This window comes from uncultured Sphingomonas sp., from assembly GCF_946477935.1.
In the GTDB taxonomy this organism is placed as follows: Bacteria; Pseudomonadota; Alphaproteobacteria; order Sphingomonadales; family Sphingomonadaceae; genus Sphingomonas.
Map to the genome: position 1 here is coordinate 1 of NZ_CAMLAC010000087.1, position 14,300 is coordinate 14,300.

General features: G+C 66.4%; 9 protein-coding genes. 3 read left to right on the forward strand and 6 right to left on the reverse strand.

The genetic code is table 11. The features are described 5' to 3' along the window. On the forward strand, window positions 1–237 hold a 237-nt coding region (locus Q0U08_RS10710), incomplete at its 5' end, for a biotin/lipoyl-containing protein (RefSeq protein WP_298091436.1). Next, the gene (locus Q0U08_RS10715; RefSeq protein WP_298091437.1) at window positions 234–680 is read left to right on the forward strand and encodes a MaoC family dehydratase; all 447 of its coding nucleotides are present in this window, start codon (window positions 234–236) and stop codon (window positions 678–680) included. The genes Q0U08_RS10710 and Q0U08_RS10715, both read left to right, overlap by 4 nt. Window positions 681–687: 7 nt before the next feature. Here the strand turns inward: Q0U08_RS10715 and Q0U08_RS10720 are convergent, their stop codons facing one another. Beyond that, window positions 688–2,799 (reverse strand): TonB-dependent siderophore receptor, encoded by a 2,112-nt coding sequence (locus tag Q0U08_RS10720; protein ID WP_298091438.1) that lies wholly within the window; start codon window positions 2,797–2,799, stop codon window positions 688–690. A gap of 145 nt (window positions 2,800–2,944) precedes the next feature. Here Q0U08_RS10720 and Q0U08_RS10725 point away from each other — a divergent pair, with 145 nt between their 5' ends. Continuing rightward, entirely contained in the window at window positions 2,945–3,724 is a 780-nt protein-coding gene (locus tag Q0U08_RS10725; protein WP_298091439.1) for a metallophosphoesterase, read from the forward strand. A gap of 26 nt (window positions 3,725–3,750) precedes the next feature. Here Q0U08_RS10725 and Q0U08_RS10730 read toward each other — a convergent pair whose 3' ends face one another. The 5 genes from Q0U08_RS10730 to Q0U08_RS10750 form a co-directional block, all read right to left on the reverse strand. After that, the gene (locus tag Q0U08_RS10730) at window positions 3,751–3,924 is read right to left on the reverse strand and encodes a hypothetical protein (RefSeq protein WP_162843968.1); all 174 of its coding nucleotides are present in this window, start codon (window positions 3,922–3,924) and stop codon (window positions 3,751–3,753) included. Window positions 3,925–4,526: 602 nt separating this feature from the next. After that, entirely contained in the window at window positions 4,527–4,964 is a 438-nt protein-coding gene (locus tag Q0U08_RS10735; protein WP_298091440.1) for a hypothetical protein, read from the reverse strand. Window positions 4,965–5,149: 185 nt separating this feature from the next. After that, window positions 5,150–9,427: a DNA-directed RNA polymerase subunit beta' gene (rpoC, locus tag Q0U08_RS10740; protein ID WP_298091441.1), complete on the reverse strand. Its 4,278-nt coding sequence runs from the start codon at window positions 9,425–9,427 to the stop codon at window positions 5,150–5,152. Between the two features lie 72 nt (window positions 9,428–9,499). Next, window positions 9,500–13,657 carry a DNA-directed RNA polymerase subunit beta gene (gene rpoB, locus Q0U08_RS10745; RefSeq protein ID WP_298091442.1) on the reverse strand — a complete coding sequence of 1,386 codons (4,158 nt, stop codon included), beginning with the start codon at window positions 13,655–13,657 and terminating at the stop codon, window positions 9,500–9,502. Between the two features lie 263 nt (window positions 13,658–13,920). After that, on the reverse strand, window positions 13,921–14,300 hold a 380-nt coding region (locus tag Q0U08_RS10750), incomplete at its 5' end, for a hypothetical protein (RefSeq protein WP_367271116.1).

Sequence of the window (14,300 nt, forward strand, 5' to 3'; positions counted from 1 at the left end):
GGGGGCGCGTCGGACGGGGCGATCCTGTCGCCGATGCCGGGGCGGATCATCGCGGTGGCGGTGGAGCCGGGGGCACGGGTGACGCGGGGACAGTCGCTGGTGACGCTGGAGGCGATGAAGATGGAGCATGCGCTGGTCGCGCCGTTCGACGGGGTAGTTGCCGAGCTGGATGCGGTGACGGGCGGACAGGTGGCGGAAGGCCGGTTGCTGGTGCGGATCGAGAAGGACGCGGCATGAGCGGGCGGACCTTCGGGGGCTGGACGATCGGCGACCGGATCGAGCATCCCATTCGCCGCACGGTGACCGAGACGGACAATCTGCTGTTCTCGACGATGACGCACAATCCGCAGCCGCTGCACCTGGATGTCGAGGCGGCGCGGGCAAGCGAGTTCGGGCAGATCCTGGTCAACGGCACCTTCACCTTTGCCCTGATGATCGGGCTGTCGGTGGGAGAGACGACGCTGGGAACACTGGTCGCCAATCTGGGCTATGACGAACTGGTGATGCCGAACCCGGTGTTCCTGGGCGATACGCTGCGCGCGACGACCGAAGTCGTCGCCTTGCGCGACAGCCGGTCGCGGCCCGAGGCGGGACTGGTGACGTTCCGGCACGAGGCACTGAACCAGCGCGACCAGATCGTCTGCCGATGCCTGCGGACCGCCCTGGTGCGGCGGGGCTGAACCTGCGCTACATCCGGTAGCGCAGGCCGATCCATAGCGTGCGCGGGATCGCGCGCTCGACGATACCGGCCCCCGAAAAGCCGGTTTCCACCGTTTCGTCCCCGATATTCTCCGCGCGCGCCTCGACCGCCAGCATGGGCGTGACGGGCAGCGAGGCGAAGGCATCGACCGTGGTCGCCGCGGCCAGCGCGCGGCTGTTCTGGTCGTCATCGAACTGGCGGGCGACGTGCCGGACGGTTGCGGTCAGCGCCGCGCGTCCTTTCGTATAGCCGAGCGTGCCGGACACCTGATCACGCGGCGTTTGCGCGGGGCGCAGCTCATCCAGCGCGGCGGCGGCGCCCGACCCCTCGACGCGGGCATTGGTGTGCGACCAGCTTGCGCGGGCGAGCAGGGCGCCGCGTGTCCAACTGCCGTCCAGCTCAAAGCCGTGGGCGCGCACCGCATCGAGGTTGCGGCGGACGCGGTAGGTGCCGCCGGCCGCGACGAAGCCGACGCCGGGGAAGGTACCGGGGCCGGTGCCGGCGGTGACGTTGGCGATGGCGTCGGTCAGGCGGTTGTAGAAATAGGTGGCGGAGAGGCGGACACCCGGCAGCGGGGTCAGGTCGACGCCGCCCTCCACCCCGGTCAGATGCTCCGGGTTCAACGCGGGATTCGCCGCGGTGGCGTCGGCACCGACGCGGAACGGGCGATACAGTTCGTTGAGCGTCGGCAGGCGCCAGCCGCGATAGCCCGCGACGCGCAAGGTGACGGGATCGGCGGGGCGCAAGGCGAGGCCGGCGCGACCGGTCCATTCGGTGCCCGAGCGATCGGGATAGGCGGTGTCGGTGAGGATGGCGGAGGTTGCCAGCGTGCGTTCCGACAACATGCCGTTCCGGATCTGCCACGCATCGACACGCCCGCCCGCGGTGAGCGTCAGCGCGCCGGCCTCCACGCTGCCATCGGCGAACAGGCCGGCGGTGCGCGAGGCGCCGCCCGCCTCGCGCCGGCGCGTCGGATTGCCCGCGACGAAGGTATAGAGCTCCTGCGTTTTGCCGGACACGTCGCGGATATCGGCGCCGAGGCGCAGGCGGACGGTATCGGCGATCGGCGGTGCGACCTCCAGCCGGGCACCGAGGCCGGTGGCGGGGGTGTTATACTGGTCCAGCGTCTGGGTGGCGGTGGTACGACCTGCATTGATGGCCGCGAAGCTGGAGGCGAAGGCGCGGGTCTGCACATAGGCCAGCGCGGACCAGCCCCAGCGGCCGCGGCCGACGAGCCGCACGCTGGCGTCTGCCCCCTCCGACTGGTTGGCGGTGAAGGCGGTGCCGCGCTCGCGCCGGTCGGTAAAGGCGGAGACGTTCATCTGCACCTCGGTATGGGGTGCGATGCTCGCCACGCCGCGAAGCGCGCCGGAGGCTTGCTCGAAGGGAGCAGGGCGGTCGACCGGGCCGCGCTGCGCCGGGTCCGTGGGAATGAAGCCGTCGCCGCGGGTATAGGCGCCGGCAATCGTCGCGAACCCGCCGGGGCGGACGAGCGAAGCTGCCCCCTGCGCATCGACCGAGTCGCGGCTCCCATAGGCGGCGTAGAGATCGACGGGGCTGAGCTGGTCAGGGGTGGCGCTGTCCAGTTCGATCGTGCCGGCGAGCGCGCCCGGCCCCTGATAGCCCGAGCCGCCACCGCGGGTGACGCGCACCCGGCCGAGGCGACCGGTGGCATAGGCGGGGAAGGCGACCCAGCCGCCGAACGGATCGGTCTGCGGCACGCCATCGAGCAGCAGCAGCGTCCGGCTGGCGGCATTGCCGCCCAGGCCGCGCAAGGTGACGCCCTGGCTGGTCGGGTTGGCCGAGCGGCTGTCGGAACGGCGGAACTGCTGCAGCCCGGCGACGTCGGCCAGCACGCTTTCCAGCCGGTTGCTGCCGCTTTGCAGCAGGCGTTCCCGGTCGATCGTAACCACGTCGAAGGCCCGGTCGCCCGGTGTGTCGTCAAGCCCGCGACCGGTGACGACGATCGCCCCGCTGGCGTCGGCGTTGGTGTCGGCCGGCGCCGTCTGAGCCGTGGCGGGACCGCCGGCGAGGAGCAGGGTCGCAAGGCAAAGCGGGGTGGCCAGTATCGACAGCGTCTTGGGCGTGTAGGAATGCATGGCGCGTCCATGCAGCGAAGCGCGCGGCCCCGCAACGACGGGGAACGTACGCGCGAACCGGTCGTTGCGGAAACGACAGGAGAATTCCCGCCCATATGGTTCATCATCTCGATTGCAATGCCGCCCCGACGCCAGGATGCCGGGCATGAAGCGGCTGTTCCACGTCAGCGACGTTCATTTCGGTGCGGAAGATCCCGAGGCGATCGCCTGGTTTTCCGATCTGGTCGCGACGGAAAAGCCCGATGCGGTGATCATGACCGGCGACCTGACGATGCGGGCGACCAAGAGCGAGTTCGCGGCGGGTGGTGCCTGGCTGCAGTCGCTGGGCGTGCCGGTGACCCTGGAGGTCGGCAATCACGACATCCCTTATTACTGGGACCCGTTCCGGCGGCTGTTCTCGCCCTATCAGCGCTATGCCGCGGTGGAGAAGATGATCGAGAAGCCGCTGGACCTGCCCGGCATCACCGTGGTGCCGCTGAAGACGACGGCGCGGGCGCAGTGGCGATGGAACTGGTCAAAGGGCCGGGTAAGCCCCGGATCGCTGTCGCGCGCGCTGACGCTGATCAAGCAGGCGCCCAAGGGCAACCTGATCTTCGTGGCCGCGCATCATCCGCTGATCGAGGGGGGCACGAAGGGCACCGCCAAGACGCGCCATGGCGATGCCGCCCTGACCGCGCTGGCGGCGGCGGGGGCGCATGCCGTGCTGACCGGCCATGTCCATGATCCGTTCGACGTGCCGATCGACCGCAACGGATGGACGATCCGGATGATCGGTGCGGGAACGCTGTCGAAGCGGGTGCGACACTCCCCACCGGCGTTCAACGAGATACGTTTGGATGGCAACAGGTTCGAGACGCTGTCGCGGACGCTGGATACCGAACCCAAACAGCCGATCAGCGAGGATAGTCGCCCGGCCGCCGTATAGGCCGGGCCGTTGGGCCGATGGGCGGGTCAGGCCGATCGGGGCAGCATTGGGCTGCTCATCACCGACTGGCTGTAGACGCGATCGAGATAATGATTGGCGATGATGTAATGGGCGCGCACCGCGGCGGGATGGGTCGCGCGCTGTGCCAACTGCAACTCGGCCTCGGCACGCTGGTAGAAATAGTCCTTGTCTGTCGTCATTTCCTCAACTCCCGCGCCGGCTGTGTCGCATAGGCGCGCCCTTGGCCATCATACATATTAGGTATCTTCGGGAAAACGTCCCGGTATGACGACGAACGGCACCGATTTCGTGCCATTCTGACAGGTGAGTGCCAATCGTGGTGAGGATTGCACGGGCCGGTCCCCGATATCGGGAATGGGGGCAGGGCTTGTTCCATGCCGCGCGGTGATGGCGCCTTGATCCGTTCTTGCCGAGCAGAGATCACGTCGTCGTGCAGGAACGTGGCAAGGTAATCAGGTCGGATCGCCCTGAACATGGCGGAGCAGGTTCACCCGCTGACCGTATGGCACTGTTGTTCCGCGCAAGGACGTGACGATCGATACACGGTCCAGCTGCTACCTGGTGGCTGTTTCAGACCAGCGGATAGTTGGTCCAACGTCACTGGGCCATCGCACCACCTGTGGAAAGGCCCCTTCACCCGGAGGGAGGACGCTGATCATTGCGCTTCCGATGCCCCGAAACGCTCGGCATCTCCCGGTTCGGGTCAGCGGGCGCGGCGGGGATCGGGGGCAGGCGGTTCGCCATGTCGTGCGCCTGCCCGTGAAGATTCGGGCCGGAACGATCAGCGGCAGATGCGCCGGCCGTTGCGGATCTCATAGGTACAGGGGCGATAGCCCTGACCGTAATAGTTCGTATTGTCGCCCTGCGAGCGGGGATCGACATAGCCGGGCTGGCGTTCGGCGCGGCGGATCGCCTGTGCCGTGGTGTCGCGGCGGGGGCCATCGCGGCGATCCCAGCGATCATCGCGGCCACGCCGGTCCCAGCGATCTTCACGACCACGCCGATCCCAGCGATCGTCACGGCCGCGCCAGTCGCGACGGTCGTAGCGCGCACGGCGGTCGTCGCGTCGATAATCGCGGCGATCCCGATCCCCCTGCCAGCGACCTTCGTTGCGATCGCCGCGCCAGCTTTGTGCCTGCGCCTCCGACGGCTGGAGGGACATGGCGGTGCCGCTGACCACAAGGCCGAATGCGGCGACCATCTGCAACAGCTTGTGCATAATGCTACTCCCTGGATCCAACAGGGATCCGTTGGTGGAGCAACCCGCCGGAGCGGCCGGCTGTTCCATTTGTCACCTTAGGCAGCAACCGGTGAATGGCCGCTGTCGGGTCCGTTCATCGGCCAACAAAAAGCCGCCGCCCGGTTGCCCGGACGGCGGCCCCTTGTTCAGCCCATAAAGGCCGATCAGTCGTTCAGATATTCGCCCGCATCGGCATCGGTGCCGGTGCCCGACGGCACGACCTCGGCCAGCGGATCGCTGCCCGTGCCGGTGTCGTCACGCGTGGAGCGTGCATCCTCGGCCGCCTTCTGCTCGGCGGCGCTGATCGGCGCGACGATCGCATCGGCCAGACGACGCTGCTGGACGCGGAGTGCCGCATCGCGGCTGGTGGCCGCCACGCGCAGGCGGTTCATGCCCGCACCGGTGCCCGCCGGGATCAGGCGACCGACGATCACGTTCTCCTTCAGGCCCATCAGCGTGTCCTGCTTGCCCTGGACCGCCGCCTCGGTGAGGACGCGGGTGGTCTCCTGGAACGACGCCGCCGAGATGAAGCTGCGGGTCTGCAGCGACGCCTTGGTGATGCCGAGCAGGACGGGCTTGCCCTGCGCACGCGCCTCGTTGGCGCCCAGCTTGGCGTTGGTCGCGTCCATTTCCTCACGATCGACCTGCTCGCCCTTCAGCAGCGTGGTGTCGCCGCCGTCGGTGATCTCGACCTTTTGCAGCATCTGACGAACGATCGTCTCGATGTGCTTGTCGTTGATCTTCACGCCCTGCAGTCGGTACACTTCCTGGATTTCCGACACGAGATACTCGGCCAGCGGCTCGATCCCCATCGTCTCCAGAATGTCGTGCGGGTTGGGCGAACCGCCGATCAGGTTGTCGCCACGCTTGACGTAGTCGCCTTCCTGAACGTCGATCACCTTGGACTTCGGCACCAGATACTCGACGACGTCGCCGCCATCCTCGGGCTGGATGCCGATCTTGCGCTTGGCCTTGTAGTCCTTGCCGAACACGACCCGGCCGGAGACCTTGGCGATGATCGCCGCCTCCTTGGGGATGCGCGCCTCGAACAGCTCGGCCACACGCGGCAGACCGCCGGTGATGTCGCGGGTCTTGGCGCTTTCGCGCGCGACACGCGCGATCACGTCGCCGCCCTGCACCTGCTGCCCGTCCTCGACCGACAGCGTGGCGCCGGGCGCCAGCATGTAACGGCCGGCCTCGCCGCTGGCATCGTCGTGCAGCGTCAGGCGGGGACGCAGGGCCTCCTTCGACTTGGACGCGGCGCGATACTCGATCACGACGCGCTGGGCGATGCCCGTCGCCTCGTCGACCTGCTCGGTCAGCGTCTTGCCTTCGATCAGGTCCTGGAAGCGGATCGTACCCGGGTTTTCCGTGATCACCGGCATGGTGAACGGATCCCACTCGGCCATGCGGTCGCCCTTCGACACGATATGCCCGTCGTCGAACAGGACATAGGCGCCGTAGGGGATGCGATCGACCGAGAGCTCGCGGCCGTCCATGTCGACGATCGCGATCTCGCCCGAGCGGCTGAGCACCACGCGACGACCGCGCTGGTCCTCGATGATGCGCAGGTCGCGGAACTCGACCGTGCCGTCGACCGCGGCCTCGAGGTTCGACTGCTCGTTGAGCTGCGCCGCACCGCCGATGTGGAAGGTACGCATGGTGAGCTGCGTGCCCGGCTCGCCGATCGACTGCGCCGCGATGACGCCGACCGCTTCGCCGATGTTGACCGGCGTACCGCGGGCGAGGTCACGGCCGTAGCACTTGCCGCACACGCCGATCTTCGATTCGCAGACCAGCGGGCTGCGGATCTTGACCGACTGGATGCCGATCTTCTCGATCGATGCGACCATCGGCTCGTCGAGCAGCGTACCCGTGGGGATGCTGATCTCGTTCGTCTTGGGGTCGACGATATCCTCGGCCGTGGTGCGGCCCAGGATACGTTCGGCGAGCGAGGCGATCGTGCTGCCGCCCTGGACGATCGCCTTCATCTCGAGGGCGCGGGACGTGCCGCAATCCTCTTCGATGACGACGCAATCCTGGCTGACGTCGACCAGACGGCGGGTCAGGTAGCCCGAGTTCGCCGTCTTGAGCGCGGTGTCGGCCAGGCCCTTGCGGGCGCCGTGGGTGGAGTTGAAGTATTCAAGGACGGTCAGACCTTCCTTGAAGTTCGAGATGATCGGCGTCTCGATGATCTCGCCCGACGGCTTGGCCATAAGGCCGCGCATGCCGGCGAGCTGCTTGATCTGGGCCTGCGAACCGCGGGCACCCGAGTGGGCCATCATGTAGATCGCGTTGATCGGTTTTTCGCGACCCGTTTCCTCGTCGCGCTTCACCGCCTTGATCTCGTCCATCATGGCGCCCGCCACCTGGTCGCCGCAACGGCTCCAGGCGTCGATCACCTTGTTGTACTTCTCCTGCTGCGTGATCAGGCCGTCCTGATACTGCTGCTCATAATCCTTCACGAGCGCACGCGTCTCTTCGACGAGGGCGTCCTTCTCGTTCGGGATGATCATGTCGTCCTTGCCGAACGAGATGCCCGCCTTGAACGCGTGCCGGAAGCCGAGCGCCATGATCGCGTCGGCGAACAGCACGGTCTCCTTCTGGCCGGTGTGACGATACACCTCGTCGATCACGTCGCCCACGTCCTTCTTGGTGAGGAGGCGGTTGACGATCTCGAACGGCACCTTGTGGCTCTTCGGCAGCGTCTCGCCGAGCAGCATGCGGCCCGGGGTCGTCTCGAAGCGCTTGAGATACTGCTGACCCTTTTCGTCGGTCTGCGGCACACGGCTGATCACCTTGGTGTGGAGCGTCACCGCACCCGAATCGAGCGCCTGATGCACCTCGGCCATGTCGGCGAGCAGCATGCCTTCGCCCGGCTCGCCGGTCTTTTCCATCGATAGATAGTAGAGACCCAGCACCATGTCCTGCGACGGCACGATGATCGGCTTGCCGTTGGCGGGCGACAGGATGTTGTTGGTCGACATCATCAGGACGCGCGCTTCCAACTGCGCTTCCAGCGACAGCGGAACGTGGACGGCCATCTGGTCGCCGTCGAAGTCGGCGTTGAACGCCGAGCAGACCAGCGGGTGAAGCTGGATCGCCTTGCCCTCGATCAGCACCGGCTCGAACGCCTGGATGCCGAGACGGTGGAGCGTCGGTGCGCGGTTGAGCATCACGGGATGCTCGCGGATCACCTCGTCCAGAATGTCCCAGACTTCCTTGCGCTCCTTCTCGACCCACTTCTTGGCCTGCTTCAGCGTCATGCTGAGGCCCTTGGCGTCGAGGCGCGCGTAGATGAACGGCTTGAACAGCTCGAGCGCCATCTTCTTGGGCAGGCCGCACTGGTGCAGCTTCAGCTCCGGTCCGGTCACGATGACCGAGCGGCCCGAATAGTCGACGCGCTTGCCGAGCAGGTTCTGGCGGAAGCGGCCCTGCTTGCCCTTCAGCATGTCGGACAGCGACTTGAGCGGACGCTTGTTGGCGCCCGTGATCGTGCGGCCGCGACGGCCGTTGTCGAACAACGCGTCGACCGCTTCCTGCAGCATGCGCTTTTCGTTGCGGACGATGATGTCCGGCGCGCGCAGCTCCATCAGCCGCTTCAGACGGTTGTTGCGGTTGATGACGCGGCGGTACAGGTCGTTGAGGTCCGACGTCGCGAAGCGGCCGCCGTCCAGCGGCACCAGCGGACGCAGTTCCGGCGGGATGACCGGCACGACCTCGAGGATCATCCACTCCGGGCGGTTGCCCGATTCCAGGAAGGACTCGACGACCTTCAGGCGCTTGATGATCTTCTTAGGCTTCAGCTCGGACTTGGTGGTGGCCAGTTCTTCGAGCAGCGCGACCTTCTCGCCCTCGAGGTCGAGGCTTTCGAGCATGATGCGCACGGCTTCCGCACCGATGCCGGCGGAGAAGGCGTCTTCGCCATATTCGTCCTGCGCGTCGAGCAGCTCGTCCTCGGTGAGAAGCTGATACTTCTCCAGCGGGGTCAGGCCCGGCTCGATGACGATATAGGCTTCGAAGTACAGCACGCGCTCAAGCTGCTTCAACTGCATGTCGAGCAGCAGGCCGATGCGGCTCGGCAGCGACTTCAGGAACCAGATATGCGCGACGGGTGCTGCCAGCTCGATATGGCCCATCCGCTCACGGCGGACCTTCGAGACGGTGACTTCGACACCGCACTTCTCGCAGACGATGCCCTTGTACTTCATGCGCTTGTACTTGCCGCACAGGCACTCGTAATCCTTGATTGGACCGAAGATGCGGGCGCAGAACAGGCCGTCACGCTCAGGCTTGAACGTGCGATAGTTGATCGTCTCGGGCTTCTTGATCTCGCCGAACGACCACGAACGGATCTTGTCGGGCGAGGCGATGCCGATCTGGATCTGGTCGAAGGTCTCGGGCTTCGCGACCGGATTGGCGAAATTGGTCAGTTCGTTCATGTTCTTTTCCCTCTAGGGGCGAAACTCATCGGGCGACGGTGGAGCCCTGCCGAAGCAGGGCTCGCGCGTCCGTCACTCCGCCGCGATGGCGATATCGTCGTCGTCGACCTCGGCGTTCTTCAGGTCGACGTTCAGGCCCAGCGACCGCATTTCCTTGACGAGCACGTTGAAGCTCTCCGGAATGCCGGCCTCGAACGTGTCGTCGCCCTTGACGATCGCCTCATAGACCTTGGTGCGGCCGACCACGTCATCCGACTTCACCGTCAGCATTTCCTGCAAGGTGTACGCCGCGCCGTAAGCCTGGAGCGCCCAGACCTCCATCTCGCCGAAGCGCTGACCACCGAACTGCGCCTTGCCGCCCAGCGGCTGCTGGGTGACGAGCGAGTAGGGGCCGATCGACCGGGCGTGGATCTTGTCGTCGACGAGGTGGTGCAGCTTCAGCATGTAGATGATGCCCACCGTGACCTTGCGGTCGAACTTGTCGCCGGTGCGTCCGTCGAACAGGTCCGACTGGCCCGACGTGTCGAGACCCGCCAGCTCCAGCATCGCCGACACGTCGCCTTCGCGTGCGCCGTCGAACACGGGGGTGCCCATCGGGATGCCCGTGCGCAGGTTGCCGACCAGCTCCATGACTTCCTCACCCGAGCGGGCGTTGATGTCATCGGCATAATGGTCGCCATAGATCTCGACCAGGCGCTCCTTGACCGGCTCGGGCATCGCGCCCGCCTTGGCGTCCGGATTGGCTTCACGCCACTCTTCCAGTGCGGTCGCCACCTGCATGCCCAGGTTGCGCGCCGCCCAGCCGAGATGCGTCTCGAAGATCTGCCCGACGTTCATGCGGCTCGGCACGCCCAGCGGGTTCAGCACCAGATCGACCGGCGTACCGTCCGCGAGGAAGGGCATATCCTCCTGCGGCAGGATGCGGCTGATGACGCCCTTGTTGCCGTGACGGCCGGCCATCTTGTCGCCCGGCTGCAGCTTGCGCTTCACCGCGACGAACACCTTGACCATCTTCAGCACGCCCGGCGGCAGCTCGTCGCCACGCTCCAGCTTGTCGCGGCGGTCATGGAACTTGTCCGTGATCCGCTTGGCGGCTTCGTCATACTGGGCCTTGACCGCTTCCAGATCGCTCTGGCGCGCATCGTCGGCGACGGCGAACTTCCACCATTCGTGGCGGTCCACGCTTTCCAGCACCTCGGCGTCGATGACCGAGCCCTTCTTGACGCCCTTGGGGGCGGCCGTGGCGGTCTGGTCGAGCAGCATCTCGCGCAGGCGGCTCCAGGTCGCCCGGTTGAGGATGGTGCGCTCGTCGTCGGCGTCCTTCTTCAGACGCTCGATCTCCTCGCGCTCGATCGCCATCGCGCGCTCGTCCTTGTCGATGCCGTGACGATTGAAGACGCGAACGTCGACGATCGTGCCGGCGACGCCGGGCGGCAGGCGCAAGCTGGTGTCGCGCACGTCGGACGCCTTTTCACCGAAGATGGCGCGAAGCAGCTTCTCTTCCGGGGTCATCGGGCTTTCGCCCTTCGGCGTGATCTTGCCGACCAGGATGTCGCCCGGCTCGACCTCGGCACCCACATAGACGATGCCCGCTTCGTCGAGGTTGCGCAGCGCTTCCTCGCCGACGTTCGGGATGTCGCGGGTGATATCCTCCGGCCCCAGCTTCGTGTCGCGGGCCATCACCTCGAACTCGTCGATGTGGATCGACGTGAACACGTCGTCCTTCACGATCCGCTCGGAGATGAGGATCGAGTCCTCGTAGTTGTAGCCGTTCCAGGGCATGAACGCGACGAGCGCGTTGCGGCCGAGCGCCAGTTCGCCGAACTCGGTCGAGGGACCATCGGCCAGCACGTCGCCGACGTTCACCACGTCGCCCACCTTCACCAGCGGACGCTGGTTGATGCAGGTCGACTGATTGGAGCGCTGGAACTTCATCAGCGTGTAGATGTCCACGCCCGACTTGCCCGCATCGACCTCGCCGGTCGCGCGGATCACGATGCGCGCTGCATCGACCTGATCGACGATGCCGGCACGCTTGGCCGAGATCGCGGCGCCCGAATCGCGCGCCACCGTCTCTTCCATGCCGGTACCGACGAACGGCGCCTCCGCCTTGACCAGCGGCACCGCCTGGCGCTGCATGTTCGAGCCCATCAGCGCGCGGTTGGCGTCGTCGTTTTCCAGGAACGGAATGAGCGAGGCGGCGACCGAGACGAGCTGCTTCGGCGACACGTCCATCAGCGTCACCGTTTCCGGCAGCGCCATCAGGAATTCGCCGGCCTGACGTGCGGAGACCAGTTCCTCCGCGAAGGAGCCATCCGCGTTCAGCTCGGCCGATGCCTGCGCGACGGTGTGCTTCTGCTCCTCCATCGCCGACAGGTACACGACTTCGTCGGTCACGCGGCCATCGACGATCTTGCGGTACGGCGTCTCGATGAAGCCGTACTTGTTGACGCGTGCGAAGGTGGACAGCGAGTTGATCAGACCGATGTTCGGGCCTTCCGGCGTTTCGATCGGGCAGATGCGGCCATAGTGCGTCGGGTGAACGTCGCGGACCTCGAAGCCCGCACGCTCACGCGTCAGGCCGCCCGGCCCGAGGGCCGAGACGCGACGCTTGTGCGTCACTTCGGAGAGCGGGTTGGTCTGGTCCATGAACTGCGACAGCTGCGACGAACCGAAGAACTCGCGCACCGCGGCGACCGCGGGCTTGGCGTTGATCAGGTCGTTCGGCATCACCGTCGACACATCGACCGACGACATGCGCTCCTTCACTGCACGCTCCATGCGCAGCAGGCCGACGCGGTACTGGTTCTCCAGCAGCTCGCCCACCGAACGCACGCGGCGGTTGCCGAGATTGTCGATGTCGTCGATCTCGCCCTTGCCGTCTTTCAGATCGACCAGCGTCTTCACGACCGCCAGGATGTCCTCGGTACGCAGCGTCGTCACCGTGTCCGGCGCATCGAGGTCGAGGCGCATGTTCAGCTTGACGCGGCCCACCGCCGACAGGTCGTAGCGGTCCGGATCGAAGAACAGGCCGGCGAACAGCGACTCGGCGGTCTCCAGCGTCGGCGGCTCGCCGGGGCGCATCACGCGGTAGATGTCGGACAGCGCCTGCTCGCGCTCCTCGGCCTTGTCGGCCTTCAGCGTGTTGCGGATCCAGGGGCCGGTTGCGACATGGTCGATGTCGAGCAGTTCGATCGTGTCGACGCCCGCCTTGTCCAGGCTTTCCAGATTCTCGGCGGTGATCTCGTCACCCGCCTCGACATAGATCTCGCCAGTGGCCTCGTTGATGAGGTCATAGGCGGAGTAGCGGCCGAAGATTTCCTCGGTCGGGATCAGCAGCTCGGTCAGGCCGTCCTTGCCGGCCTTGTTGGCGGCGCGGGGGCTGATCTTCTGGCCGGCGGCGAACACCACCTCGCCGGAGTTCGCATCGACGATGTCGAACAGCGGCTTCACACCGCGCCAGTTCTCTGCCTGGAACGGGATGCGCCAGCCGCCCTCGCCGCGCACGAAGGTGAGGCGGTTGTAGAAGTGGTTGAGGATGTCCTCGGAGTTCATGCCGAGCGCATACAGCAGCGCCGTCACCGGCAGCTTGCGCTTGCGGTCGATACGGACGTTGACGATGTCCTTGGCGTCGAACTCGAAGTCGAGCCACGAGCCGCGATAGGGGATGACGCGGGCGGCGAAGAGATACTTGCCCGAGGCGTGCGTCTTGCCGCGGTCATGATCGAACAGCACACCCGGCGAACGGTGCATCTGGCTGACGATGACGCGCTCGGTGCCGTTGATGAAGAAGGTGCCGTTCTCCGTCATCAGGGGCATGTCGCCCATGTAGACGTCCTGCTCCTTGATATCGATGAGCGACTTGGCCTCGGTCTCGGGATCGACCTCGAAGGTGGCGAGCGTCAGCGTGACGCGCATCGGCGCGGCATAGGTGATGCCACGCTGGCGGCATTCCTCGACGTCGAACTTCGGATCCTCGAGGACGTAGCCGCCCTCCTTCTTGATATCGAGCTGCGCGGTGCCGGCGAAGTCGGTGATCGGGAACACCGAGCGCAGCGTCTTCTCCAGGCCCGACACATAGCCGGTCGAGGGATCGGAACGCAGGAACTGCTCGTAGCTCTCACGCTGCACCTCGATGAGGTTCGGCATCTGCACGACTTCGTGAATGTCGCCGAACACCTTGCGGATGCGCCGCTTGGCGGTGCCGCTCTCGATCGCCTTGGTTGCCATGGTCTGGTTTTGCCTCGTCAGCCGTATATTCGCTGCCCGGATACCTCCGGGCGGGACGCACGCCCAGACGCCGAAAGGCCGCGCGCAACATAGTGCGGCGGCATCCGGCGTCCGATGAACCAGCAGCTTCCCATTCGACCGACCCGGTGCGCGACGCCGTGTCATTTCCCGAAAGCTGTGGTGGATGTGTCGCCATATAGGTTCCGTGTTGGAAACTGTCAAAGGGGATGGCATGGGGCTCGCTCGCCGATCGACCCGTTCTGTCACGAGGATAGCGTTTCCATGACCTCGCCCGGCCCGCGCGCCGCCGCCGGCTTCTTCGCCCTGATGATGGCCGGTACTGCGCCCGCCCAGACCAGCACCACGCCCGCCGGCCCGCCGGCTGGCCTCGAAAGCTTCAGCCTGCCGCCGCAAGCCACGCCGACCCCTGCGCCGGTGCCCGTGCCGGATACGCCGCGCCTCAACCTGCCGACCGCGCAGCCGACACCGCGTGCCACGCCCACACCGCGAGCAACCCCGACCCCGCGCGCGACGCCTAGCCCGGTTGCGTCCCCCACGCCGCGGCCGACGCCAACACCGACGCCGAGCCCCTCAGGGACGCCGCAGCCGCTGCCGACACCCATCGCCACGCCCGCGCCCAGCG

Excerpts from the sequence above, each read along its gene's own strand:
- Q0U08_RS10715 (WP_298091437.1), top strand. The coding sequence starts at position 234 with ATGAGCGGGCGGACCTTCGGGGGCTGGACGATCGGCGACCGGATCGAG.
- Q0U08_RS10720 (WP_298091438.1), bottom strand. The coding sequence starts at position 2,799 with ATGCATTCCTACACGCCCAAGACGCTGTCGATACTGGCCACCCCGCTT.
- Q0U08_RS10725 (WP_298091439.1), top strand. The coding sequence starts at position 2,945 with ATGAAGCGGCTGTTCCACGTCAGCGACGTTCATTTCGGTGCGGAAGAT.
- Q0U08_RS10730 (WP_162843968.1), bottom strand. The coding sequence starts at position 3,924 with ATGACGACAGACAAGGACTATTTCTACCAGCGTGCCGAGGCCGAGTTG.
- Q0U08_RS10735 (WP_298091440.1), bottom strand. The coding sequence starts at position 4,964 with ATGCACAAGCTGTTGCAGATGGTCGCCGCATTCGGCCTTGTGGTCAGC.
- rpoC (WP_298091441.1), bottom strand. The coding sequence starts at position 9,427 with ATGAACGAACTGACCAATTTCGCCAATCCGGTCGCGAAGCCCGAGACC.
- rpoB (WP_298091442.1), bottom strand. The coding sequence starts at position 13,657 with ATGGCAACCAAGGCGATCGAGAGCGGCACCGCCAAGCGGCGCATCCGC.